This window comes from Bradyrhizobium sp. NAS96.2 (genome assembly GCF_001908235.1).
GTDB lineage: Bacteria > Pseudomonadota > Alphaproteobacteria > Rhizobiales > Xanthobacteraceae > Bradyrhizobium.
The window spans coordinates 20895-45351 of sequence record NZ_LGHK01000035.1 but is presented as its reverse complement, the minus strand read 5'-3'; the positions used below and the strand labels follow the sequence as shown (position 1 = coordinate 45351).

Here is a 24457-nt window from a genome sequence, read left to right as displayed (position 1 = left end):
ATCGGCGCCGCCGGCGCCGGAGGCGGCGCCCTCGAGGCGATCGGCGGCAACAGCGTGAACACCGGCATATTCAGCTTCACCTCGTCGGTCAGCAGTTCGGGTAACACGACGACGGGGACGGCCACGGGCACCGGCACCACGCTCATTTCAACAGTGACTCCCTGAGCGGGCTTCCGGTCGCCAATGGAGAACTCTCTGCAGCAATGCACTTCGATGTCGGCGGCGGGACGCTTCCCGATGCCGTTGGAGGGCGCGCGGGCAGGCACCAGCCTGCCGGCGCGGCGATAGGACGAGATGCTTCAGCGCAACCAGATTCCGCCGTCTGTCGATCTGAGAAATCGTCCGGCCGAATTGCCGTCGCTGGCGGAAACCTTCGACGCCTTCGTCACCTATCTGCTCCGGCAGTATTGGGTGATCCTCGGGACGGCTGGCCTGTGCCTGTTCGGCGGCATCTGCTATTTGATGACGGCGGCGCCGAGCTATACCGCGCTTGCCACGATGATCATCGACACGCACAAATTCCAGGCCTTCCAGCAGCAATCGCCGGCAAATGACGTCCCGGTGGATTCCTCCGCGGTCGAGAGCCAGGTCGAAATCCTCAAGTCGGAGAACGTGGCGCTCGCGGTGATCCGCGATCTCAAGCTCAACGAGGATCCGGAATTCATCGGCTCCAGGGCCGGTGCGGCGGGCGCGGTGCTGGATTTCGTGTCTGGCCTGCTTGCCGGCAGTGCGCCGCCCAACGAGTTCGACCGGACCCGGCGTGCGGTGCGCGCCTTCCAGAAGCAGCTCGACGTCCGCCGCCGCGGCATGACCTATGTGATCGAGGTCAGCTTCCGCTCGCTCGATCCGGAGCGCGCGGCGCAGATCGCCAACGCCGTCGCCGACGCCTACATCGTCGACCAGCTCGATTCCAAGTATCAGGCGACGCGCCGCGCCAGCGCCTGGCTGCAGGACCGCATCAAGGAGCTACGCACGCAGGCATCCAATGCCGAGCGCGCGGTGCTCGACTACAAGAAGACCAACAACATCGTCACCTCCAGCGGCAAGCTGCTCAACGAGCAGCAGCTCGGCGAACTCAATACGCAGCTGGTCCATGTGAAGTCGCAGGTTACCGACGCCAAGGCCAAGCTCGACCGCATCGAGGCTGTCGTGAAGGGCGGCGTTCCCGATGCCACGGTCGCCGATACGCTGAACAACCAGGTCATCACCAAGCTGCGCTCGCAATATCTCGAGCTGGCCAACCGCGAGGCCGACTGGTCGTCGCGCTATGGCTACAATCACCTGGCCGCCGTCAATCTGCGCAACCAGATGCGCGAGATCCAGTCGTCGATCATCGACGAATTGAAGCGGCTCGCGGAGAGCTACAAGAGCGACTATGCGATCGCCGTGCAGCGCCAGAACGAGATCGAGCGCGCCGTGAACGATTCGGTGTCGCAGTCGCAGTCCACCAACCAGGCGCAGGTCACGCTGCGCGAGCTCGAGAGCTCGGCCCAGACCTATCGCTCGCTCTACGACAATTTCCTGCAGCGCTACATGGAAAACGTGCAGCAGCAGTCGTTCCCGGTCAGCGAGGCGCGGGTCATCACCCGTGCCTCGCGCCCGCTGAGCAAGAGCCATCCGCAGACCCTGGTCGTGCTGGCGCTCTCGACGCTCGGCGGCTTGATCGCCGGGCTCGGGCTCGGCGTGCTGCGCGACCTCTATGACCGGGTGTTCCGCACCGCTGAAATGGTCGAGACGATCCTCGACGCCGATTGCGTCGCCATCGTTCCCCGCGTCTCGCCAAGCCACCTCAAGGCACCGGTGACCGGACGTCCCAACCTGCCGGTCAGGCCGCGCACGATCCAGCGCGGCGACGAGCCGGTGCTGTGGGCGGCGATCGATGCGCCTTTCTCGCGCTTCTCGGAAGCGATCCGCTCGATCAAGGTCAATGCCGACCTCAATGTCACCAAGCCGTCAAAAATCCTTGGCCTGACCTCGGCGCTGCCCAACGAGGGCAAGTCGACGCTGGCCTTCGTGTTCGCGCAACTGGTCGCCCAGAGCGGAGCGCGCGTGCTGCTGGTCGATTGCGACCTGCGCAATCCCTCGCTCAGCCGCAAGGTTGCCGCCAACGCCGAGCGCGGGATTCTCGACGTGCTGTCGAACAATGCGACCTTGCATGACACGCTGTGGCGCGATCCGGAGACCGGCCTTGCCTTCCTGCCGGGCGCCACGCGGTCGCGCATCGCGCATTCGCACGAGGTGCTGGCCTCCGACCAGATGAAGGATTTCATCGACGGGGTCCGCGGCCATTACGATTACGTGATCGTCGATTTCCCGCCGCTGACGCCGGTGGTCGATGTCCGCATCACCGCGCACTTCGTGGATTCCTTCGTCTTCATCGTGGAGTGGGGCAAGACCCAGGTGCAGGTGGTCGAGCGCGCGCTGCGCAGTGCGCGGGCGGTCAACGAGAACCTGCTCGGCGTCGTGCTCAACAAGGCCGATATCGCCGCGATGAGCCGCTACAGCGGCTACGGCGGCAAGAATTACTATTACAACTCGCACTATGGACGATATGGCTACACCGAGTGAGACGCGAGGCGAGATGCCGCGGCGCGCCGCCGCCTGGCTGGCGCGCGGCTTCCTGGCCGCGGTCGCGTGCTCGTCGGTCGCCTGGGGCGCCACCACCTTACCGGTCTTTGTCGAGCAGACCCGGCTGGATGGCGCCAGGGACCTGATCCTGCGCAACGTACCGGTCAGCGACGCCGAGCTCGGTGACCTCGCGCCGCTGCTATCGCGTGCCGCGGCGGACAGGGATTGCGTGCCGGCGATCGATCGCAGCGCGGCGGTGATCCGGCTGCGGCTCGCGGAGAACGCACTCGCATCGGGCGATCAGGTGGACGCAAGGATGGGGGAGCTCGACGCGGCGGTCCGCAAATCGCTCGGCTGCGCACCGGCCGATCCCTATCTCTGGGTCGTGCTGTTCTGGCTTCGCAACACAAGACAGGGCTTGAGCGATGCCAATTTCGACCTGTTGCGGATGTCGTACCGGCTCGGACCCAATGAGGGCTGGATCGCCGTCAAGCGCAGCGCCATGGCGCTCGCCATGCTCGATGCGCTGCCGTCCGACCTGTCCGACGCGGTGGTTGCCGAGTTCGCGCGCCTCGTGAAGACCGAACTATATACCGAGGCGATCGATCTGCTGAAGGGACCAGGCTGGACGCATCGGGACAGGCTGCTGGCCGGCCTTGCGGCCGTCCCGCAACGGAACGTCGACATCCTGACCAAGGCCATGGCCGACATCGGATACGACCTCGACCGCCGCTCGCCGGCTGAGCGACGCAATCCGGAGCACAAATCGAACGACCGCCTCGACGAGCTTGCCCGAATGCCGCCGGAGGCGAGGGCCAGGCCATGACGATGGAATTCAGCGTCGGACAGCACAACGCGCATTATGAGGGCGTCTATTCGGCGCAGGAGCGCGACTGGCGCCGCGTCTGCGCAGTCGACAAGGCCGATCATATCGCCGGCCTGCTCGGTGCGTCCGCGGCCGGGGTCGGCAATGTGCTCGAGGTCGGCTGCGGCACCGGCGCCGTGCTGGCGCGGCTGTCCGCGATCGGCATCGGCCGCGACTTCACCGGCATCGACGTCATCGATCCCGCGACCAACCTGGAGATCGACGGCGCCGCAGCGGCGCCGTTCCGCTGGTCGAGCTATGACGGTGCAACGATCCCGTTCGCTGACGGATCGTTCGACCTCGTCTATGCCAGCCATGTGCTGGAGCACGTGCCCGAACCGCGCGCATTGCTGTACGAGCTTGCCCGCGTTGCGCGGACTTTCATCTACATCGAAGTCCCGTGCGAACTGCACGCGCGGACAAACCGCCGGGCGTTGCAATCGACGCTCGACATCGGGCATATCAATTTCTACACGCCCGACACCTTCCGCCTGGTGCTGGAGACCGCCGGACTCCATGTCATCGGCTTCGGCACCTATGACCACAGCCTGCCGGTGCACGCATTTCATTCATCGCGGATGAAGGGGCTCGCAAAGAGCATTGTGCGGAAGTCGCTGCTGTCGGTCAGCCCGGCGTTCGCCACCCGGCTTGCGACCTATCATTGCGGGGCGCTCTGCCGGCGCGGTGAGGCGCAGACGCCGCCACGGGACCGCTGAGCCATGGCGCCGCGCGTGGTCGTCTTCAACAACATGATCACCCCCTACACCAACCGGCTCTACAACGAGCTGGTCGATCGTGGACTGGATCTTGCGGTGCTGTCCTGCACCGCGCAGGAAGCCGATCGCTCCTGGGCGGGAACGTTCATGCCGCGCTACACGACGCGCACGGTGCCCGGTGTCTCGATCCCGTTGTCGCGGTCGCGTCACACCCATCTCAATATCTGGATCGGGCGTGCCTTGAATGCGCTCGCGCCCGACCTGCTGTTCGTCAACGGGCTTTATCCCTCGATGCTGGCGGGAGCGGCATGGGCGCGCGCCAACGGCAAGGCGCTCGCGCTGACGATCGACGGCTGGCGCGAGACGATGCCCAACACCGCGTATCATCGCCTGGCGCGGCCATGGCTGCTGCGCCAGTGCGAGGCGGTCGTGTGCTGCAGCGACAAGGGCAGGGCGTATTTCCGTGGCGCGGGTCTCCGCGACGACGATCTGTTCGTGGTGCCGCTGGTGCCGGCATGGGATCCGCCGGAGACTGTCCCCGGCTTCCACGACCGTCCATTTCACCTGCTCTGGTGCGCCCGCATCAACGACGACGCCAAGAACGCGATCTTCTTCGAGAACGTCACCATCGCGCTCGGCCGGGTCCTGCCAGCGCTCAGGGTTCGCGTGGTCGGGTCCGGCGCCGCCGAGCAGCGCATGCTGGCGCGGCTCGATGGCGCCGGCATCGATGTCAGCCACGACAGCTATGTGCCGTGGCAGGCGATATCGGAAGTCTTTCTGCAATCCCGGCTGTTGCTGCTGCCCTCGTTGCTGGAACCGTGGGGTCTGGTGTGCAACGAAGCCTTGCAGTGCGGAGTTCCGTGCCTGGTGTCGCCGCATGTCGGAGCGGGCGGCGAGTTGGTACGCGACCACGTGAACGGCCATGTTTGCGCGCTTGATGAGCAGGCGTGGGTCGACGCGGCGCGCGGCCTGCTCGAACATCCCGCGCGTTGGGAGATGATGTCGCAGCAGGCCCGGCACAGCGTGCGAAAGGATGCGCTTGCCGACGCCGCGGCGCGCTTCATGGCCGCGGTCGATCACCTTGCGAGGGCGCCGGCCCGGCAGGAGGCCGTTCAATGATCGGCCGATGGTGGTTTCGAACCGACGTCTTTCTGCACGCCTATCTGGTGATGGTGCTCGGCTGCATCTATTTCCTGTTCAATTTCATCGAGGGCATCTCGTTCGCGGAACGGGCCGGCGAATCCACGCTGTTCCGTGCCGCGTGGCTGCTGCTCTACATCCTGCTGATGCTGCATATCGCGGTCGACCGGAAGCGCTTCGGCCTGCTGATGCTGCAATCGCATCTCTATCTCACATTCATGGCCTTCGCGCTGGTGTCGCTGGCGCTGAGTGCCGACCCCGCCGGCTCGTCGGTCAAGTTCGCGATGTATCTGCTCACCACGATGTTCTCGGCATGGGTCGTGGTCAGCCGTCCGGTCGACCGTCTGGTCGACACCTTGTTCCGGATCGGGATCGTCGTGCTGATCGTGCACGTCCTGCTGTTTCCGGTGATCGGGTCGCAATGGGACTATGACCCGCTGCATCGGCCGACCGTGCTCGGCACCCAGGCCTATGCCGGCGTGTTCGGCCACAAGAACCTCGCCGGCGCTTTCTTCGGCCTCATGGTGTTGATCTGTTTCGTGCGCATGCTGGCGGGGCCACGCAAGCAGTTCGGCTGGTCGCTGTTGCTGATGGGATGTCATCTTTTTGCGCTCGCTGCGGCCGGCGCCGCGGGACCGCTGATCAGCATGTTGACGGCGCTCGCCGTCACTTTTGGGCTGCTGCTTGTGGTGCTCGGGCACAGAGGGGCGGCCTCGATCTACTGGCTTTGCCTGGCTTTTGTTGCGCTCGTTGTGTTCGCCGTGCCGAGCGACGAGTTGTATGGCTTGGTCGGCCGCAGCGGAAACCTGACCGGCCGCTCGTTCCTCTGGTCGGTCTGGCCCTACTTCTTCTGGCAACACCCCTGGCTCGGCTACGGCTTTTCCGGGTTCTTCAACGAGCTGCCGAACTCGCCGGCGAACGAGCTGACCAGCATGGCGCCCTGGAATACCGAGTTCGGCTCGTTCGAGAATTCCTATCTCGACGCGTTTCTCCAGTTCGGTCTGCTCGGTGGTGCGCTCTATATGCTGCTGCTGGCGCGCGCGTTGTGGAACACCATCGTGTTCACGTTCGAGCGGAAAGGGATGTACTGGCTGGCGCCGTTCGCGATGCTGCTGTTTGTCGTGATCGCGTCGGCCAACGATTCGAGCCAGCTGCTGCATAATTATTTCGGCTGCGTGCTGGTGTTCTGGTGCTATTTCGGCCCGGAGGCCCGGCTGCAAGTGGCGCCGCGGCGGGCGTTCACCAGACTGCGCGTGAGTGAGGCGTGAGTGCGTTGACGGAAAGGCTCGACCGAATGGCGGCCCAGACCCGGGTCGCCGGCGCCGTTGGCGGAGCACTCCGCCGGCTGCGGCGCGCCGGGGGCAATGTCGCGCTCGGGCTGATCGACCAGGCGCTGCTCAGCGGCTCCGCCTTCGTGCTGACGATCGTGCTCGCCAACGTGCTCGATATCAGTTCGTTCGGCCAATTCAGTATCGCCTGGTCGTTCTCGATCCTGATCGAGGCGGTGTTCCTGCGCGGCCTGTTCGACGACGGCTTGCCGGCGACCGCGCATCGCATTCCGAAATCGCTGTGGCCGCAGCTGCGGCTCGGCCTCTATTTGTCGTCGCTCGGCGTTTCCGCTGCGCTTGGCCTGCTGCTGGTGGTTACGGGTTCGGTGATCGTCGCGATCGGCGGCGATGCAGGCGGGCTCGTGATCGCAACCGGGCTCGCGATCCCCGCCGTTCGCCTGCAAAGCATGTTCCGCCGCATCTGCTATCTCGACGGGCGATTGCCGCGCGCGGTGGCGTCGTCGCTGACCTATTGCGTGGCGCTGGTCGCCTCGGCCGGGCTGATGATCATGCTCAAGCTCGCCGGCGCCGCGGCGGCGATGACGTGTATCGCGATCTCGGCTGCTATTGCCGCGAGCCTCTCGCTGCTCCACACCAGCGAGCTGGCCCGGCCGCACGCCAGAATCTTCCGCGGCTCGTTGCGGCGGCTTTTCAGGAATGCCCGCTGGTTCGTCGCGACCTCGCTCACTTATTGGATCGGCAGCATCGGGCTGATCCCGGTTTGCGGCCTCCTGATCGGGCTGGACGCGAGCGCGTCACTACGGATCCTGCTGCTGGTGTTCGCGCCGCTGAGCCAGTTCTGCGCGACGATGTTCTCGGTCCGCTTGCCGGAGATCGCGGCCGAGCTGCGCGCCGGCAGGCGCAGCGCGGTCGCCGCCGCGGCGCGCGAAAATGCCGTGCTGCTCGGATCGATCGCCGCTGCCTATGGCGCGATGGTCGTGCTGTTCGGCCAGCGCATTCTCGCCCTTGTCATCCACGGCCAGACTTATGACATCGGCACCGGCACCCTCGGTTTGATGGGCCTTGCGATGGGGCTCGACGCGGTGTGGCTCGGCCTCGCGCTGCCGCTGTTTGCGACCGGCAAGCCGCAGCGGTTCATGCTCAGCCGCCTGGCCGGCCTCGTCGCGCTGTGCTGCGTGCTGCCGTTCGCGGCACAAGCGTGGCTGGTGATGGGTGCGGTTGCAGCGATGGTGGCCTCCAGCGCAGCGTCAGTGATCACAGTCGTGCTGACTAATCCGGTGCGGGAGCAGGCATGACCGACGATGCACCCGGCGGCGCGCTCTCGAGGCTGCATATCGGCGCCTTCAATTGCGGCATCGAGGGCTGGATCAACACCGACATCACGATGCATCTGTGGATCGCGCGCCTGCCGTTCGCGGCCAAAGCGCTGCATCTGGCAGGCCTGTTGAGCGACGCCCGTTATGCCGAGCACCGCCAGGGCAGGTTTGCCGGGCTCCGCTACATGGACCTGACCAGGCCGCTGCCGTTCGCCGATGGCAGCCTTGCGGCGGTGTTCAGCGCGCATGTCTTCGAGCATTTATTTCCCGACGAGGTCGAGCGGCTGGCGCGCGAGATCGCCCGAGTGCTGGCGCCGCGCGGGGTGTGCCGCATCGTCGTCCCCGACATGGAACGGATCGTCGCGCTCTATGATCCCTCTGCGCCGCAGGCCTTCCTCAAGGGCGTGTTCGAGATCGAGCGCCGCAGCGAGGCCGCCTTTGCACATCACTGGGGCTATACCCGCGCCTCGCTGGCGGCACTGTTCCGCGACGCAGGCTGCTCGGAGACCCATACAAGGGCGTATCGCGAGGGTGTCTGTCCCGACATCGACCGGCTCGACAACCGGCCGGACGAGTCGATCTTCTTCGAGGCCATCAAGTAGCAGGAGACTGACATTGCTGGGCGCCATCCAAGCCCGATTTTCCAGTGCGGCACGCCTGCGGCGCGGCGAGTTCCTCGTCCGCACCGTGAACCTGCCGCTCAATGCCAGGATTCTCGATCTCGGCGGCGGCACCGGCCGGCACATTCGCGCAATCCTGCCGTTTCATACCGACATCACGGTCTGCGACATCTCGGCCGAGGATCTGAAGACCGCGCGCGATCGCTTCGGCTTCAAGACCGTGCTGCTGCAGGAGACCGAGCGCCTGCCGTTCGACGATCAGACGTTCGATTTCTGCTTCTGCTCGTCGGTGATCGAGCATGTCACCGGGCCGAAGCAGAACGTCGTGACGATCGCGAGCGACGCGGACTTTCTGAATGTCGCGCGCGAGCACCAGAACCGCTTTGCGGGTGAGATCTCGCGGGTCGCAAAGTCCTTCTACGTGCAAACGCCGTACCGCTACTTTCCGATCGAGAGCCATACCTGGCTGCCCGGCATCATCGTGCTGTTGCCAAGGCGGCTGCAGATCTCGCTGATCGAACTGTTCAACCGCTTCTGGTTCAAGCGGACCGCGCCCGATTGGCATCTGTTCGACTGGCGCGAGATGACGGAAACGTTTCCGGACGCCAAGATCTATCGTGAACGATATCTCGGCATGACCAAGTCGCTGATGGCGATCAAGGCTTGAGGCGGACGTCTGCCCGCCGCATCAGCCGTCGCGGCGGGCGAGGATATTGATCAGCGTGCCCACACTCGGGCGGCGATCGAGCGCCGGCGGGAGCGGGGAGCCGGCGAACCCGGTCGCCAGCATCGTGAGACCATGCTGTCGCAGCAGGCCCTGCATCGCGGCCGGCGAGGCCTCGAATTTGGAGAAGGCGAGATAGCGGAACAGCGGCCGCGCCGACACGCGCGAGGAGGCCGCATGCGCGAGCTTGTAGCTCTGACGCAGCAGCGAATCGCGATTGGGGATCGAGACCAGCAGCAGTCCGCCGGGCCTGAGCACGCGATGGATCTGGGCGAGGCATTGCGCCACGTTGGGGACATATTCCAGCACGCTCGCGCAGAGCACGCCGTCGAAGGATCGATCCGCAAACGGCAGACTTGCGATGGTCGGGATCTGCCGGAATGTGAGCCGTTCGGCCGGCGTGCCGTCGGCGCGGCGGCCGCGTGCCGCCGCGATCATCTCCGGCGAGGCGTCGACGCCGGTGACGTCGCAGCCGCGTGCGGCGAGCAGGCGGGAGAGCGTGCCGGTGCCGCAGCCTGCATCCAGCCAGCGCTGCCCGTCGAGGTCCGCGTTTCCGAGCAGATCGAACATTGCGGCCGTGCGCGCCCTGAAGGTGCGGCTCTGATGCAGGGTCTCCCACCCCGACGAAATCTCGTCGTGAAAGCGGATTTCGGGACGGTCGCGGGCCATGGTGGCCATGATGTTCCCTACCAGTGGAAGCCGCTCACTCGGGCGCTGACTTCAGCGGGCAGTCCGATGTCCGACAGTTCGAGCACGGTCTGGTCGGCACGGCTTGCCTTCAGCGCCGCGACGAAGCGCGGATCGGCCGTCGTCAGCACGATGATGTCGGCCCATTCGATCGTCGCCGTCACATCGTCATGCAGCAGGCCGACCAGATCCGGGTTGCGCATCAGGAAGTCCCGGTTGGCGCCGATCAGCTGCGACAGCTGCACGTTGGGGTCGTAGATCCGGATCTCGCGCTGCTCGCTGCGCAGGCCTTTGACCAGTTCGACGAACGGGCTGTCGCGCACATCGTCGGTACCGGCCTTGAAGCTGATGCCGAGGAAGGCGATTCGGCGGCCCTCATGCGACAGGATCCAGTCGGCGCCGCGCGACATGATCATGTCGTTGCTCGGCAGGATGCTTTCGAGCACCGGGGTCGACAGCCCGCGGCTGTGCGCCAGATGCTTCAACGCCTTGACGTCCTTGGGCAGGCAGGAGCCGCCGAAGGCAAAACCCGGCCGCAAGTAGGCCGGTGAGATGTTGAGCCTTGTGTCCTGCAGGAAGATGTTCATGACGTCGCGGCCGTCGATGCCGAGGGTCTTCGCGATCGTGCCGATCTCGTTGGCGAAGCTGACCTTCAGCGCATGCCAGCTGTTGTCGACATATTTGGCGAGTTCCGCAGTCTCGACCGGCGGCGTGATCTTGGCGCCGGGCAGGTCCTTGTAGAGCGCCATGACGCGGTCGGCGGTTTCCTGGTTGAAGGCGCCGACCACGGTCTTGGACGGCGCGTTGAAGTCCGCGATGGCGCTGCCTTCGCGCAGGAACTCGGGATTGAAAGCAAGATCGAAATCGCGTCCGATCTTGTTGCCGGAGGCTTCCTCGATTAGCGGCCCGACGGTGCCGCGGGTGGTGCCGGGCAGCACGGTGGAGCGGATCGTCACGGTGTGCGGCGCGTTCTTCGCGCGCAAACCGCGGCCGATCTCGACCGCGACCTGCCGAATCGCGGTGAGATCGAGGTTGCCATTGCCGGATGACGGTGTGCCGACGCAGACCATCGATATGTCGCTGTTGACGATCGCCTCGGTGGCATCGGTGGTCGCGGTCAATTGACCGGTTGCGACGGCGCGCGCGACCTTGTCCGAGATGCCGGGCTCGATGACCGGCGATCTGCCTTCGCGGATTAGATCGACTTTCGCGACGCTCTTGTCGACGCCGATGATCTGGTGGCCGAGTTCGGTGAAGCAGGCGGCGCAGACCGTCCCGACATAGCCAAGGCCGAAAATGCTGACATTCATGCTTCGACCTTCAACAATGCAGGGACTTGCAATAACGCAGGGACTTGCGCGCGGCCGTGGCCGCGTCGTGTTTGACGAGAGTGAGGCGGCAGGGCATTCAACGCGAGGCCCGCCCGGCGGCCGCATTGGCGTTGACGCCGGAGGCTTGTGACGCGGGCCGCTCGCTGGCCGCGCTGGTGCGTGGGACGTGGCTCTGCCAGGAAACCTTCGAAGGGATTTTCCTGGCGAACAGCGCCTCATAGGCGGCGAGCAGCTTCGGCTCCTCATGGGTCCAGGACAATGCGCGCTCGACGCGGCTGCGGCCAAAGGTACCCATCGACTGGCGCAGCGACGGATCATCGATCAGCGTGATGATCTTGCCGGCGAAATCCTGTGGGTCGTTCTTCGCCGCATAGAGCGAGGCATCGAGCGCCGAGCGACGGCCTTCGCGGACGTCGAACTGAACGATTGGCCGTCCGAGCGCCATGTATTCCATGATCTTGTTCATGGTGGAGATGTCGTTCATCGGCGTGACGCGGTCCGGATTGACGCAGACGTCGGCGGTCGAGAGCATCGTGAACAGCGCATCGTCGGCGATCGCGCCGGTGAAGTTCACGTAGTCGGAGAGCTGCATCTCTTCGCAGAGTTCGACCACCGCATTCCACTCCGGCCCAGTGCCGGCGATGTTGAACTGGATGTCGGTGCGTCCGAGGTCGTGCACGATGTGGCCGATCGACTGCAGCAGCAGATCGATGCCTTCCGACTGACCGATCACGCCGACATAGCCGACGCTGTAGCGCCGGCCGCGGCGCCAGGCCGGATCGGCCGGGCGAGAACGCACGCGGTCGAGATTGGGGCCGGAGCGTACCACGAAGACCCGGTTGGCCGGCATTCGGCCGCGCGTGATCGCGATCTCGCGATAGGATTCGTTGGTCGCGATCGAGATGCTTGCGATCTTGAAGGTGAGATATTCAACCAGCCGCAGCAGATGCCAGAATATGTCCCTGCGGCCGAATTTTGCCTCATAGAGCTCGGGATTGACGTCGTGATGATCGAACACGAAGCGCTTGCCGCCGAGCTTGAACAACAGGCCGATCAGGAAGATCAGGTCGGGCGGATTGCAGCCCTGGATCACGTCGAAGCCGTGCTTCCACGCCACCTTGATCGCAAGCAGCGTCTCCCAGAACAGCGCGACCGGATATTCGATCAGATAGGCGGCGATCCCGCGCGCCTCCACCGGCATCGGATGACGGTAGATGTGAATGCCCTCGAGGCATTCGTAAGCTTCGTCATGGCCGCGGCCCTTCGGGCAGATCACCGAAACTTCATAGCCCGCCTTGCGCAGCGACGTTGCCTCGCACCACACCCTGCGATCGAAAGGAACCGGAAGGTTCTCGACGATGATCAGGATCCGCCGCGGTGATGGTTCAGCTCTCGACATCTGCGATGATCTATACCATTGACCTAACAGCATCACAATCCGACTAACATCGGCATTAACATACGCGGCTTCCATTATGCAATCCCGGCACCGATGTGACGGCGACGAGACAGGGACATGGCAGGCAGAGTGAGGGATTGGGGTCAAAGGGCGTTGATTGCACTGGTTTTGAGCACGGTGCTGCCGCTTGCCCACAAATGGCCGTTGCAGTGGAGTGGCGCGGCGGCAAACGATGCGCTTAACGCGAACCGTGTGAATGCCGTGATCCCGCCGTCGCTTTTCGGCATGACGATCAACGCGATCGGACAGTCGCAACCATGGCCCGAGCTGAAGTTCGACGGCGTTCGGCTGTGGGGCGCGATTTACTGGGCGCAGATCAACCCGGCGCCCGGCATCTACAATTGGGCGCGCTTCGACGCCATCCTTGCGGCGGCGGAGCGCGAGCATGTCGAGATCGTGCTCAATCTCGCCTACACGCCGCGCTGGGCCGCGTCGGCGAAAGATGCGCCGCCAGCGTTCACGCCCGGCGCAAGCTCGCCGCCTGCCGATCTCGCGTCATGGGATGAATGGGTGCGCGCCGCCGTCACCCGTGCCGCAGGCCGCATCAAATATTGGGAAATCTGGAACGAGCCCGAGGATCCCAAATATTACTCGGGCGATATCGCCACCATGGTCCAGATGCAGAAGCGGGCCTATCAGATCATCAAGGCCAGCGATCCCGGCCTGACCGTGCTGACGCCGCCGTCCAACGGCACGCCCGACGGCTATCGCTGGCAAAAGGCCTTCATGGCGCAAGGCGGCGGACAATATGCCGACGTGTTCGCCTTTCACGGCTATACGAGTGAGCCCGAAGCCGTGCTCGGAATCATCGCGCGCTTCAAGCAGATCCTCGCCGCGCACGATCTGTCCGCACGGCCGATCTGGGACACCGAGGCCGGCTGGTCGTCCTATGAAGACAATCCGGACGGGTGCCTGGCGCGCGCCTACATCCTGAAATGGATCAGCGGCGTCGATCGGTTCTACTGGTACGAGTTCGCCGGCGGGGGCAGCGACTTCGGAAAATTATGGGACCCGGCGCGCGGGCTGCTTCCGAGCGGAGTGGCCTACCGCACCGTGCAGTCATGGTTGGTCGGCGCTAGCGTCGTGGCCGCAGGCAGAACATCGCCGTTGATCTGGCGCGTCGAGCTTCGCATGCCGGATGGCCGCAACGGCTTGATCCTGTGGACCACCAAGGGGCGGTCCTCCTATCGGGTCGACCCGCGCTTCAGCCGTTACCAGGGCCTCGATGGTGGCGAAGGAGCCGTCGCCAATGGCGAGGTCGAAATCTCGCCCAAACCGGTTCTGCTGCTGGAATGATAACGATGGTAATCCGTGCGTCATGAAGTAACTTTGATGATATTCCCGGCTTCATTGCGGGCGGCGGGCGCGATACAAGGGCACTGTTAACTTGAGGCGATTGACCAACTGTGAAGCAGATCGCGCAGAACTATAAGAGCGGCGACCTCAAGCTGATCGACGTGCCGGCGCCGCGCTGCCGCCCCGGCGGGGTCCTGGTGCGCACGGCGTTCTCGGCGGTTTCGACCGGCACCGAGATGATGAAGTTCACCGAAAGCCGTCTGTCGCTGATCGGCAAGGCGCGTGCGCGACCCGACCAGGTGGCCAAGGTGATGCGCTCGGTCCGCCAGCAAGGATTGCTTGCGACCTATCAGAAGGTGATGAACCGCCTCGATTCCTACACGCCGCTCGGTTACTCGCTGTCGGGCACCGTCGTGGAGGTGGGCGAGGGTGTCGCTGGCTTCTCGGTGGGCCAGCGGGTGTGTTGCGGCGGCAATCAATATGCAACCCATGCTGAATATAATTGGGTGCCGCTGAACCTCTGCGTGCCGCTGCCCGATGGTGCCGCGCTCGACCAGGCCGCATTCGCCACGATCGCTTCGATCGCGCTGCAGGCAATGCGCCAGTCGGAAATCCGCTTCGGCGAGACCGCCTGCGTGATCGGCCTCGGCCTGATCGGGCAGATCATGGTGCGCCTGCTGCGCAGCGCCGGCGTCGTGGTCACAGGGCTCGACAGGCTGGAGGTGCGCTGTCGTCAGGCCGAGGCGGCGGGCGCTGCGGTTTGCGCCGTGGCATCGGACGATGCCGCGGCCGGGTTTCGCGCGCGGATCGACCAGCTGACCGCGTGCAACGGCGTCGATTGCGTGTTCATCACCGCAGGCAGCGACGATCCCGATCTCGCGCAGCGTTCAGCAGCACTGCTGCGCGACCGTGGCCGCATTGTCGATATCGGCAAATGCACGCTGAACCTGCCGTGGAATGAGTTCTACGACAAGGAACTCGACGTCCGTTTCTCGCGCTCCTACGGCCCCGGCCGTTACGATCCGCTCTACGAGGAGGGTGGCATCGACTATCCGATCGGCCATGTGCGCTGGACCGAGAAGCGCAATATGGAGGCGATCGTCGCGCTGCTCGCCGACGGGCGGCTCGACTTTTCTTCGCTGATTTCCGAAGCCGTGCCGCTGGAGCAGGCGACGTCGGCGTTCGAGCGCATGAGCCGGGGCGAGATCGGCCTCGGCATGGTGTTCGCCTATCCGGACGCTGCGCCCCGCGCGATGCAGATGATTTATCGTCCGGCCGTTGCGCTGCGCAGCGGCCGGGTGCGGCTCGGCGTCATCGGCGCAGGCAACTATGCCTCCAGCATGTTGTTGCCGCAGCTTGCAAATCACGCGCGCGTCGATCTCGTCGAGGTCGCCACCAATACCGGCCTGAGCGGCGCCACCGCGGTGCGCAAGTTCGGCTTTGCGCGGGCCTCGACGGATGCGGCCTCGGTGCTCGAGGCCGACGACATCGATGCCGTGCTGATCGCGACGCGGCATGCCTCCCATGCCGATCTGGCGGCGCAAGCGCTGCGCGCCGGCAAGGCGGTGTTCGTCGAAAAGCCGCTGGCGATCGACACCGATGCACTCGATCAGTTGGAGCAGGTGATCGGCGAGACCGGCAACAACCGGCTGATGGTCGGCTTCAATCGCCGCTTCTCGCCGCTGTTGTTGGGCATGCGCGCGGCGTTCGCGCCGACAGGGCCGCAGACCCTGCAATATCGCGTCATTGCCGGCCCGCTGGAGAAATCATCCTGGTATCTGCAGGCTGAGACCGAGGGCAGCCGCTTCGTCGGCGAGGGCGGCCATTTCATCGACGTGTTGTCGTGGTGGCTCGGCGCTGAGCCGGTGCGCGTCTCTGCAAGTACGGCGGGCAAGGACGTCGACAATCTCGTCGCCACCTTCGACTTTGCCGACGGGTCGGTCGCGAGCCTCAGCTATCTCACCGGCGGCGATCCGCGGGTGCCGAAGGAGGCGCTCGAAATCTCGGCAGGCACCGGCTTTGCCGCCTTCGACAATTTCTCGGGCTTCGAGGTCTGGCATGCCGGACAGCGCACGGCGAAGACAGCGCGGCTCGACAAGGGGCAGCGGCCGATGCTGGATGCCTTCGTCACGGCGGTGGCATCGGGGGCCGCGATGCCGATCGCACTGGAATCGCTGCTCGCGACCACCCGCGCGACGCTCGCGGTGCAGGAGAGCGCGGCCGCCGGCATGCCGGTCGATCTGACGCTTGGCGCAGCAGAGCAGGGCGCTGTGCGCGCCGCGACCGGCGCGAGATGAATCCGGCTTGGTATTTGCGCCGGCTGCAGCGCATGGAGCCGTCCGAGCTTGCCGGACGGGTGAACGATCAGGTGCTGCGTCTGCTCTGGCGCATCACGCCGCCCGATATCGCGCGACATGCCGGCGCCAGGCTTGCGCCGGGCTCACGGCAGCCGCGGCTGAAGCCGTTGCCGTCGCCGGCGTGCGCGCCGCGGCAAGCCGCCCAGCGGCTGATCCAGAGCGCCGAGCGGATTCTTGCCGGCCACTGGCGGATCTTTGCCAGGGATCATGGGGCGCTGGGCGAAACGCCCGACTGGTTCGTCGATGTCCGCAGCGGCAGGCGGGCACCCGCGGATATGTACGCGTTTGCAGTTCCCTATCGTGACGAAGCTGCGGTCGGAAACATCAAATACATCTGGGAGCCGTCGCGTCACCACCATCTCACGGTGCTGGCATCAGCGTATTACCTGACCTCGGACGAGCGCTACGCGAGGCGCGTGGCCGAGCATCTGATGAGCTGGTGGCGTGAAAATCCATTCCCCCGCGGCCCGCACTGGATCAGCGGCATCGAGCTTGGCGTGCGGCTGATCTCGTGGGCCTGGGTGCGCCAGTTGCTGCAGAACTGGCCCGGCGCCCCCGCGTTGTTCGAGGACAACGAGCTGTTCGTGACACAGCTCTACGCGCATCAATTCTGGTTGTCGCAGTTCCCGAGCCGTGGCTCCTCTGCCAATAACCACGTGATCGCGGAGGCTGCCGGGCAGTTCGTGGCGGCCTGTGTGTTTCCGTTCTTCCGCGACAGCGCGCGATGGCGCGAGCAATCCGCCGCCGCACTGGCACACGAAGCCGTTGCGCAAACCCTCGCCTGCGGCAGCAACGGCGAGCTTGCGACCGATTATCACGGCTTTGTCCTCGAGCTCCTGCTCGCTGCGACGGTGCAGGGCGAATCGTCGGGGCATCCGCTTGACGATGCGGTCTGGACCACGATGTGCCGCATGAGCGATGTTGTTGCCGCGATGCTGGACGATGGCGCCCATCCGCCGCGCCAGGGCGATGGCGACGACGGCATCGGCCTGCTGCTCGACGATCACGCCGGCAATCGCTGGCTCGGTCTGCTCGCCACCGGCGCGCGCCTGTTCGGCGCTCTGCCATGGTGGTCCGGACTGCCGGAGCCCGATCTGCGCACGTTCCTTCTGACCGACGGCGTCAGTGCGCGGGCGATCGCGGCGCGGCCTCCGCGCCGCCCTTATTTGCTCGATGCGGCGGGGCAGGCGTTTCTGGTCGATGCCGACCGCGCCGTGTGGTGCCGCTGCGATCACGGCCCGCATGGTTTCGGCCGCATTGCGGCGCATGCCCATGCCGATGCGCTGTCGCTCGAATGCAGGATCGGCGGCGTCGAGATCCTCGCCGACCCCGGCACCTATTGCTATCACGGCGATCCGCGCTGGCGCGCCTATTTCCGCTCCACGCTGGCGCACAACACACTCTGCCTGTTCGCGCGCGACCAGTCGGTGTCGGGCGGGCCGTTTCTCTGGACGCGGCATGCGCAGAGCCGGCTGATCGCCTCAAACGGCCTCGATGATCGTGATGCGGACGCAAGCTGGGTCGCCGAGCATTCGGGATATCAGGACGAAGCCGGTCTCGTGCATCGCCGCTCGGTGCGATTGCAGCGTCAGGCGATGCGGCTCGTCGTGTCAGATATTGTGCTTGCCGATGAAGGGCTTGCGGTGCCGGCGAGCCTCAGCTGGCATCTCGGTCCCGAGGTCGAATGCAAGCTCGACGGACGCACGGCGCTGCTCGCATGGCCCGGCGGACGCGGCGAGCTCGATCTGCCGGCGGCGCTCGACTGGACATCGTATCGCGGTGACGAGGCCACGCCGGCCGGCTGGTATTCGCCGTCCTTCGATCTCAAGGTGCCGGCGACGACGCTGATCGGCTCCGGTACGCTCGCTGCCGGCCAAGACCTGGTGACCGAGCTGCGCTGGTTTCCCGATCCGGCGCGTCGGTCATGAAGATCCTGGTCGCGCACAACAGGTATCAGGGCCGCGGCGGCGAGGACGTCGTGTTCGAAGCGGAAGTCGACCTGTTGCGCGGCGCGGGACACAGCGTTGAAACCCTCACGGTCAGCAACGAGGCGATCAACTCGCTCGCCGCGCGGATCGCGACGACGCTGTCGATCGTCGACAATATCCGGGGAAAACAGGCCGTGGCGGAGGCCATCGACCGCTTCCGCCCCGACATCGTGCACGTTCACAATTTTTTCCCGCTGCTTTCGCCCGCCGTGTTCGATGTCTGCCGGCAAAGGCGCGTGCCCGCGGTGGTGACGCTGCACAATTATCGCACCATCTGCACCGGGGGCATGCTGCTGCGCGACGGCCGCATCTGCCACAAGTGTCTCGACCGCGGCCATCTCTGGGGCGTTGCCCATCGCTGCTACCGCGGGTCGTTGCCGGGCTCGCTGGCCTCGGCCTACATGATCGCGCAGCATCAGCGCCGCGGCACCTGGACGCGTCCCGGCTTGCGCCTGATCGCGCTGACGCAGTTCGCCCGCACCCTGTTCACGCAGGCAGGCTTCGACGCCGGCCGGATCGATGTGAAGCCGAACTTCATGGCCGATCCGGGGGCGCCTGATTCAGCCGCGCCGCGCGCCGGGCTGCTCTATGTCGGACGGCTGAGCCGCGAGAAGGGCGTCGGCGTGTTGCTCGACGCCGTGGCGGGGACCGGTGTGCCGTTGCGGATCGTGGGCGAGGGGCCGGAACGCGCTGCGCTCGAGGCCCGGGCGCCCGGTCATGTCAGTTTCCTCGGTGCGCGCTCACGCGCGGAGGTGCTTCGGGAAATGGCCAATGCCCAGGCATTGGTCGTGCCGTCGTTATGGTACGAGGGATTTCCCATGGTGGTGGTCGAGGCCTTCGCACAGGGTACGCCGGTGATCGCATCCGAGATCGGCGGACTTGCCGAGGTGGTGAGCGCCGGCAAGACCGGCGCGCTGGCGCCGCCGGGCGACGCGGCCGCGCTGAGAAACCGGATTGCTGAGCTTCTCGCCGTCCCCGATCGCGCAGCGGCATGGGGGCAGGCTGCACGGGCCGTCTATCTCGCGCGCTACGCGCCGGATGAGAATCTCCGGCTGCTCGAGGCCATCTACGCGCGCGCAGCTGCGTAATGACCGATGCCGGCGGTTGCTCCGTCGGCGTCGGGCACCGTCTTGCGCGGTTCCGTCGTCGTCCCTAACGGGGCGCGGCAAATCTGATGTTAATTTGTTATATCGGGCGCTTGCTCTGACGCCACGAGCTTCGACGAGGCGGTCGGATTGCTCCCGATTCTGCGATCGATTCCCCGATTTTGGTTCGCCGGAGCCCTGGGTTTGCAACCGGAACCAGCCATAACACCGGTCAGCCTGCCGGCCGGTTGTGAAGTTTGACGCTTTTTTGCAAAAGCTCTCATGCGGTGCAGAAATATTTTTTCAGAGCAGAAAATCGCTTCGAAGCACGCACAACATCGGTGAAATTCCGGGCTTTTGCGCGATCCCGCGGGCCGACGAAACCCCGTATAATCACTACCCTTTTTTGCGTCGCGGCTAACATTTGGGATTTGCCCGCGCTGAATGTTAGCGCGCGTGCGAAGTGGCGCTAAGTCTCACATAAATCACATGGAACCAGTCGTTAATGGCGCATTGCTGATTGACACTCCGGTGTTGCGGTCTTAACAATGGACTTAACAAGTTCGTAACGTGTGTCCACATTTAAGTTGCGTCGCAACAAACCAGTTGTGATTCAACAGCTTAGGTGCGGACGAGCGGCTTGAATCCTCGTATCCCAAGCAGGGGCTACATCGATGGCGACTTACAATCTCGACCAGACTGACCTCAAACATGCGATCAACTCCACGATCGATCACGCGACCCAGCAACAGATCTTCAACTATCTGATCAACTCGGGCATCGGCTACACCAACCCGGATGACGGAACGGCGGTCCCGGTGCAGGTGGGTGCGGGCATCTCCAACCCGGATCCGTCTGCCAATGTTCTCATCGAAACCAACGCCAATAACACCGTCAACACTGACGCCAACCTGAAGGCCATCATCGAGGCCACCAACAGCGACGTGACGCTGTCGGTCAACGGCAGCACCCCGGTGCTCGTCGCGACCGGCTCCGGCAACGATCAGGTCTTCATCAACAACACCGGTGATACGACGGTTCTCGCCGGCGCCGGCAATGACACGATCTTCGGTGGCGCGGGTCACGACTCGCTCAGCGGGGGCGCCGGCAACGACGTGCTCGTCGACAATGCCTCCGGTCACAGCACGCTGGATGGCGGCTCTGGCAACGATCTGCTGGTCGGCACCGGCGCCGACACGCTGCTCGGCGGCTCCGGCAACGACACGCTTTACGGCGGTACCTCGTCTGATCTGGAGGGCGGTCGCGGCAACGACGTGCTGGTTGGCGGTACGGGCAACAACCTGCTCAGTGGTGGCACCGGCAACGACGCGCTCTACTCGAACTCGGATGCCTCGCACGGCTCCAGGCTCGACGGCGGTGCGGGCAATGACTCGCTGTATGGCGGTGCGGGTGCCGACACGCTGTATGGCGGCGCCGGCAACGACCTGCTGGTCGGCGGTACCGGTACTGTTGCCGAGTACGGCGGCGCCGGCAAGGACGTGCTCTACTCGGGCAGCGATGCGTCGCATGCGACCTCGCTCTATGGCGGTGACGGCAACGACTCGCTCTACGGCGGTGCCGGCAACGACACGCTCTATGGCGGCTCCGGCAATGATACGCTGGTCGCCGGCTCGGGCCACCAGACACTGATCGGCGGCGACGGCAAGGACTCGTTCGTCGGCTCCGAGACCGGTACGGCCTCGATGGTGGGCGGCTCTGGTCAGGACTACTTCTACCTGTCCAACCTCCACAGCAGCGACACCATTGACGGTGGTGCCGGCAGCAAGGACTCCCTGACCTTCCTGGATCACTCTTCGACCGACGTGACCGGCATCACCGCCGGCAAGGACGGTTCTCTGGACGTCAACTTCAGCAACGGCCAGGTGACCCAGATCAGCAACATCGAATACCTGATCTTCAACGATGGTCACTCGACCAAGCTGTAAGATCCCAGGTCTTCACGACTAGGTCTTCACTAAGCCAAGGCGCCGCCTCAACGCAGGTTGAGGCGGCGCTTTCTTGCGATTACAGGTGGTGTTCTGAAATGTTGTCTGATAATCTTGCAGTGTTGCAGCCTGCTCCAATTGTCAGTCATCGAGATAGTTTGAGTATTTGCCTAGCGATTATGTAGCGCGTTCAAGCAGGGGCTACATCGATGGTGACGCAAAGCCTGAACCAGACGCAGCTCAAGGCCGCGATCAGCTCCACGATCGATCACGCAAGCCGGCAACAGATTCTCGACTATCTGATCAGCGCGGGGATCGGTTACACCAGCCCGGATGACGGCGCGACGATCCCGGTGCAGGAGGGGGCAGGGATCAGCAACCCGGATCCCGGCGCCAATGTTCTGATCGAAACCAATGCCAACAATACGATCAAGCTCGACGCCAAGCTGAAGGCGATCATCGAAGCCACCAAGAGCGACGTGACGCTGACCGTGAACGGCGCCGCTCCGGTGATCGTCGCGACCAGCGACGGCAACGACGATATCACCCTCAACAACAACCGCGGCACGACGGTTCTTGCCGGCGCAGGCAACGACACGGTGTACGGTGGCGGCGTGGGTCACAGCCAGATTTACGGCGGGGCCGGCAACGACTGGCTTTGGGGCAGCAGCTGGTCGGACCTGCATGGTGGTAGCGGCAACGATACTCTGCTGTCCGGCAGCTCGCTGGACAGACTGGACCAAATCAACACGCTCGACGGCGGGAGCGGCAACGACCTGCTGTTCGGTGGCTGGGGCAATGATCGCTTGTATGGCGGCGCCGGCGACGACTGGTTGAGCGCGGGTTATGGCAACGAGATCCTCGACGGCGGCACGGGCAATGACACGCTCGTCGCCGGCGTATACAGCTGCCAGCTCTACGGCGGCGCCGGCAACGACGTGCTCTACGCGGATCTGTTTGCGAATCAAGGCTCGACGCTGTCGGGCGGTGACGGCAACGACACGCTGGAGGGGGGTGCCAGCGGCGTTGCCGACACGCTGGATGGCGGCGCCGGCGACGACCTGCTGAAGGGCGGCATCAGGACTGCTGCGGAGTACGGTGGCAGCGGTAACGACATTCTCTATTCGGGTGCCGGTGGCATGTTCGGGACCTTGCTCGACGGCGGTGCGGGCGACGACACCCTGGTTGCCGGTGCCGGGTATAACCCTGCCAATATCGGTACCGACACGCTGGATGGCGGTGACGGCAACGACCTGCTGATCGGCGCTGCCGCGACTGTTGCGGAATATGGTGGCAGCGGCAACGATGCGATGTACTCGCACTCGGATGCGCCGCACGGCACGATCCTGGATGGCGGCGCCGGCAACGACTCGCTGTATGGCGGCTCGGGTACCGACACGATGTACGGCGGCACAGGCAACGACCTGCTGGTCGGCGGCAAGGACACCGTTGCCGAGTACGGCGGCAGCGGCAAGGACGTGCTCTACTCAGGCAACGATGCGTCGCACGCGACCTCGCTCGATGGCGGCGACGGCAACGACTCGCTCTACGGCGGTGCGGGTGCCGATACGTTGTATGGCGGCGCCGGCAATGACCTGCTGGTCGGAGGGAAGGAAACTGTTGCGGAGTACGGTGGCGCCGGTAACGACGTGCTCTACTCGGGCAGCGATGCGTCGCACGCGACCTTGCTCGATGGCGGTGCCGGCAACGATTCGCTCTATGGCGGTGCCGGCAACGATACGCTGCATGGCGGCGCCGGCCACGATACGATGGTCGCCGGTTCGGGCACGCAGACGCTGATCGGCGGCAATGATGGTTCGTCGTTCGTCGGTTCCGCCACCGGTACGGCCTCGATGGTTGGCGGCTCCGGTCAGGACTACTTCTACCTGTCCAATGCCACCGGCGGTGACACCGTCGACGGTGGCGCCGGCAGCAAGGACTCGCTGACCTTCCTCGATCACGCTTCGACCGACGTGACCGGCATCGCCGCCGGCAAGGATGGTTCTCTGGACGTCAACTTCAGCGACGGCCAGGTGACCCAGATCAGCAACATCGAATATCTGATCTTCAACGATGGTCACTCGACCAGGCTGTAGGACACGAGGTCCGCGCCAGTCGAAGGTATCCCCCTCAACCCTTGTTGAGCCGTGTTGCGCGCGAACGTGACGATCGGAACTTGGTCGCCCGGTCCTCGTCGCGTGCGGCCGTCTCGATGATAAGTTCCACTTCAACTGGCGGATGTTAGAAGTTAGTTCGTCACATTCGGACCACGTAGCTTTTGTAAAGGCGTGGTGCTCGCTTGATACAAGGAGTTGTGATGGCTTCCTGCAGCCTCGGCAACCTTTGGACCAGACGAACGATCGCTGCAGAAACCAGCTGCATCATGTGCGAACCGCGGAGCTCTCGAATTGGCCAAGAAAAAAATGCTGAATGCCGGCGCTGGATCGACGGTTGCCAAGCGGATCCAGCCGCTGCTGTCATCGCATGACTGGGAGGAGATTCGCCTCGACGTCGACGGAAGCGTGAAACCGGACATCGTCGGCTCGATTACCGATCTCGCCAAATTGTGCCGGCCGGCCTCGTTCGACGCGATCTGGTGTTCGCATCTGATGGAACATCTCTATGCCCATGAGATACATCCCACATTCGTTCAGTTCCGCGAGGTCCTCAAGCCGGACGGCTTCGCGCTGATCATGTCCCCCGACCTGGAGGCGGTGGCCCAGCACATGCTGACCCAGGGCCTCGGCGCGGTCGCCTATGTCTCGCCGGCCGGTCCGATACGGCCGCTCGATATGATCTACGGGCACTCCGGCGCGATCGAGCAGGGCCGCCACCATATGGCGCACAAGACCGGCTTTTCGTGCGACCGGATGGGAAACCTGCTGCTCAGCGCCGGGTTTCCGACCGTCTCCGTTCGCAGCGCGAATTTCGAGGTCTGCGCGCTGGCGCTCATGCCGGAGGCCGAGGACAGTCGGATCCAGCCGCAGCTCGAGGCCTGCGGCTTCGACTTCCGGGAGACGGCGACCGCCGCCCCGTGATTGTCGATGTTAAATAATGTTATAAGGTTCCG

At 64.7% G+C, this 24457-nt stretch carries 18 protein-coding genes; 15 read left to right on the top strand and 3 right to left on the bottom strand.

The window, feature by feature from the left end:
* The first annotated feature begins 294 nt into the window (after positions 1–294).
* Genes AC628_RS09610 through AC628_RS09575 form a run of 8 tightly spaced genes read left to right on the top strand, consistent with a single transcriptional unit; the run spans position 295 to position 9181 of the window.
* Positions 295–2568 (top strand): polysaccharide biosynthesis tyrosine autokinase, encoded by a 2274-nt coding sequence (locus AC628_RS09610; RefSeq protein ID WP_074126618.1) that lies wholly within the window; start codon positions 295–297, stop codon positions 2566–2568.
* On the top strand, positions 2552–3394 hold the full coding sequence (locus AC628_RS09605; RefSeq protein ID WP_245321113.1) for a hypothetical protein: 843 nt from the start codon (positions 2552–2554) through the stop codon (positions 3392–3394). Before AC628_RS09610 ends, AC628_RS09605 begins: the two co-directional genes overlap by 17 nt.
* Positions 3391–4149 carry a class I SAM-dependent methyltransferase gene (locus tag AC628_RS09600; RefSeq protein ID WP_074126616.1) on the top strand — a complete coding sequence of 253 codons (759 nt, stop codon included), beginning with the start codon at positions 3391–3393 and terminating at the stop codon, positions 4147–4149. Before AC628_RS09605 ends, AC628_RS09600 begins: the two co-directional genes overlap by 4 nt.
* A gap of 3 nt (positions 4150–4152) precedes the next feature.
* Positions 4153–5268 (top strand): glycosyltransferase family 4 protein, encoded by a 1116-nt coding sequence (locus AC628_RS09595; RefSeq protein WP_074126615.1) that lies wholly within the window; start codon positions 4153–4155, stop codon positions 5266–5268.
* Positions 5265–6557, top strand: a complete 1293-nt coding sequence (locus AC628_RS09590) for an O-antigen ligase family protein (RefSeq protein WP_074126614.1) — start codon at positions 5265–5267, stop codon at positions 6555–6557. The genes AC628_RS09595 and AC628_RS09590 overlap by 4 nt, the downstream gene beginning before the upstream one ends.
* Before the next feature lie 26 nt (positions 6558–6583).
* Positions 6584–7873, top strand: a complete 1290-nt coding sequence (locus AC628_RS09585) for an MATE family efflux transporter (RefSeq protein WP_245321112.1) — start codon at positions 6584–6586, stop codon at positions 7871–7873.
* Positions 7870–8496, top strand: coding sequence for a class I SAM-dependent methyltransferase (locus tag AC628_RS09580; RefSeq protein WP_074126612.1), 627 nt, complete (start codon positions 7870–7872; stop codon positions 8494–8496). The genes AC628_RS09585 and AC628_RS09580 overlap by 4 nt, the downstream gene beginning before the upstream one ends.
* Before the next feature lie 13 nt (positions 8497–8509).
* A complete protein-coding gene (locus AC628_RS09575; RefSeq protein ID WP_074126611.1) occupies positions 8510–9181 on the top strand; it encodes a class I SAM-dependent methyltransferase in 672 nt (223 codons plus the stop codon).
* Between the two features lie 21 nt (positions 9182–9202).
* On the opposite strand, the gene AC628_RS09570 is transcribed toward AC628_RS09575, so the two are convergent.
* The 3 genes from AC628_RS09570 to AC628_RS09560 form a co-directional block, all read right to left on the bottom strand.
* Positions 9203–9916, bottom strand: coding sequence for a class I SAM-dependent methyltransferase (locus AC628_RS09570; protein ID WP_074126610.1), 714 nt, complete (start codon positions 9914–9916; stop codon positions 9203–9205).
* Positions 9917–9924: 8 nt separating this feature from the next.
* Complete coding sequence (locus AC628_RS09565; RefSeq protein WP_074126609.1) at positions 9925–11235, bottom strand: nucleotide sugar dehydrogenase; 1311 nt, start codon at positions 11233–11235, stop codon at positions 9925–9927.
* Between the two features lie 97 nt (positions 11236–11332).
* On the bottom strand, positions 11333–12655 hold the full coding sequence (locus AC628_RS09560) for a glycosyltransferase family 4 protein (RefSeq protein WP_074126608.1): 1323 nt from the start codon (positions 12653–12655) through the stop codon (positions 11333–11335).
* Between the two features lie 117 nt (positions 12656–12772).
* On the opposite strand from AC628_RS09560, the gene AC628_RS09555 reads away from it, so the two are divergent.
* From AC628_RS09555 to AC628_RS09525, 7 genes are all read left to right on the top strand, one after another.
* A complete protein-coding gene (locus tag AC628_RS09555) occupies positions 12773–14011 on the top strand; it encodes a glycosyl hydrolase (protein WP_245321111.1) in 1239 nt (412 codons plus the stop codon).
* A 110-nt stretch (positions 14012–14121) separates the two neighbouring features.
* The gene (locus AC628_RS09550; RefSeq protein WP_074126606.1) at positions 14122–16308 is read left to right on the top strand and encodes a bi-domain-containing oxidoreductase; all 2187 of its coding nucleotides are present in this window, start codon (positions 14122–14124) and stop codon (positions 16306–16308) included.
* Entirely contained in the window at positions 16305–18296 is a 1992-nt protein-coding gene (locus tag AC628_RS09545) for a heparinase II/III family protein (RefSeq protein ID WP_074126605.1), read from the top strand. Before AC628_RS09550 ends, AC628_RS09545 begins: the two co-directional genes overlap by 4 nt.
* A complete protein-coding gene (locus AC628_RS09540; RefSeq protein ID WP_074126604.1) occupies positions 18293–19444 on the top strand; it encodes a glycosyltransferase in 1152 nt (383 codons plus the stop codon). Before AC628_RS09545 ends, AC628_RS09540 begins: the two co-directional genes overlap by 4 nt.
* Before the next feature lie 671 nt (positions 19445–20115).
* On the top strand, positions 20116–21387 hold the full coding sequence (locus AC628_RS09535) for a calcium-binding protein (RefSeq protein ID WP_074126603.1): 1272 nt from the start codon (positions 20116–20118) through the stop codon (positions 21385–21387).
* A 209-nt stretch (positions 21388–21596) separates the two neighbouring features.
* On the top strand, positions 21597–23483 hold the full coding sequence (locus AC628_RS09530) for a calcium-binding protein (RefSeq protein ID WP_074126602.1): 1887 nt from the start codon (positions 21597–21599) through the stop codon (positions 23481–23483).
* Positions 23484–23810: 327 nt separating this feature from the next.
* Positions 23811–24425 (top strand): class I SAM-dependent methyltransferase, encoded by a 615-nt coding sequence (locus AC628_RS09525; RefSeq protein ID WP_074126601.1) that lies wholly within the window; start codon positions 23811–23813, stop codon positions 24423–24425.
* Positions 24426–24457 lie beyond the last annotated feature (32 nt).

Excerpts from the sequence above, each read along its gene's own strand:
- AC628_RS09610 (WP_074126618.1), top strand. The coding sequence starts at position 295 with ATGCTTCAGCGCAACCAGATTCCGCCGTCTGTCGATCTGAGAAATCGT.
- AC628_RS09605 (WP_245321113.1), top strand. The coding sequence starts at position 2,552 with ATGGCTACACCGAGTGAGACGCGAGGCGAGATGCCGCGGCGCGCCGCC.
- AC628_RS09600 (WP_074126616.1), top strand. The coding sequence starts at position 3,391 with ATGACGATGGAATTCAGCGTCGGACAGCACAACGCGCATTATGAGGGC.
- AC628_RS09595 (WP_074126615.1), top strand. The coding sequence starts at position 4,153 with ATGGCGCCGCGCGTGGTCGTCTTCAACAACATGATCACCCCCTACACC.
- AC628_RS09590 (WP_074126614.1), top strand. The coding sequence starts at position 5,265 with ATGATCGGCCGATGGTGGTTTCGAACCGACGTCTTTCTGCACGCCTAT.
- AC628_RS09585 (WP_245321112.1), top strand. The coding sequence starts at position 6,584 with ATGGCGGCCCAGACCCGGGTCGCCGGCGCCGTTGGCGGAGCACTCCGC.
- AC628_RS09580 (WP_074126612.1), top strand. The coding sequence starts at position 7,870 with ATGACCGACGATGCACCCGGCGGCGCGCTCTCGAGGCTGCATATCGGC.
- AC628_RS09570 (WP_074126610.1), bottom strand. The coding sequence starts at position 9,916 with ATGGCCACCATGGCCCGCGACCGTCCCGAAATCCGCTTTCACGACGAG.
- AC628_RS09565 (WP_074126609.1), bottom strand. The coding sequence starts at position 11,235 with ATGAATGTCAGCATTTTCGGCCTTGGCTATGTCGGGACGGTCTGCGCC.
- AC628_RS09560 (WP_074126608.1), bottom strand. The coding sequence starts at position 12,655 with ATGTCGAGAGCTGAACCATCACCGCGGCGGATCCTGATCATCGTCGAG.
- AC628_RS09555 (WP_245321111.1), top strand. The coding sequence starts at position 12,773 with ATGGCAGGCAGAGTGAGGGATTGGGGTCAAAGGGCGTTGATTGCACTG.
- AC628_RS09545 (WP_074126605.1), top strand. The coding sequence starts at position 16,305 with ATGAATCCGGCTTGGTATTTGCGCCGGCTGCAGCGCATGGAGCCGTCC.
- AC628_RS09540 (WP_074126604.1), top strand. The coding sequence starts at position 18,293 with ATGAAGATCCTGGTCGCGCACAACAGGTATCAGGGCCGCGGCGGCGAG.
- AC628_RS09535 (WP_074126603.1), top strand. The coding sequence starts at position 20,116 with ATGGCGACTTACAATCTCGACCAGACTGACCTCAAACATGCGATCAAC.
- AC628_RS09530 (WP_074126602.1), top strand. The coding sequence starts at position 21,597 with ATGGTGACGCAAAGCCTGAACCAGACGCAGCTCAAGGCCGCGATCAGC.
- AC628_RS09525 (WP_074126601.1), top strand. The coding sequence starts at position 23,811 with ATGCTGAATGCCGGCGCTGGATCGACGGTTGCCAAGCGGATCCAGCCG.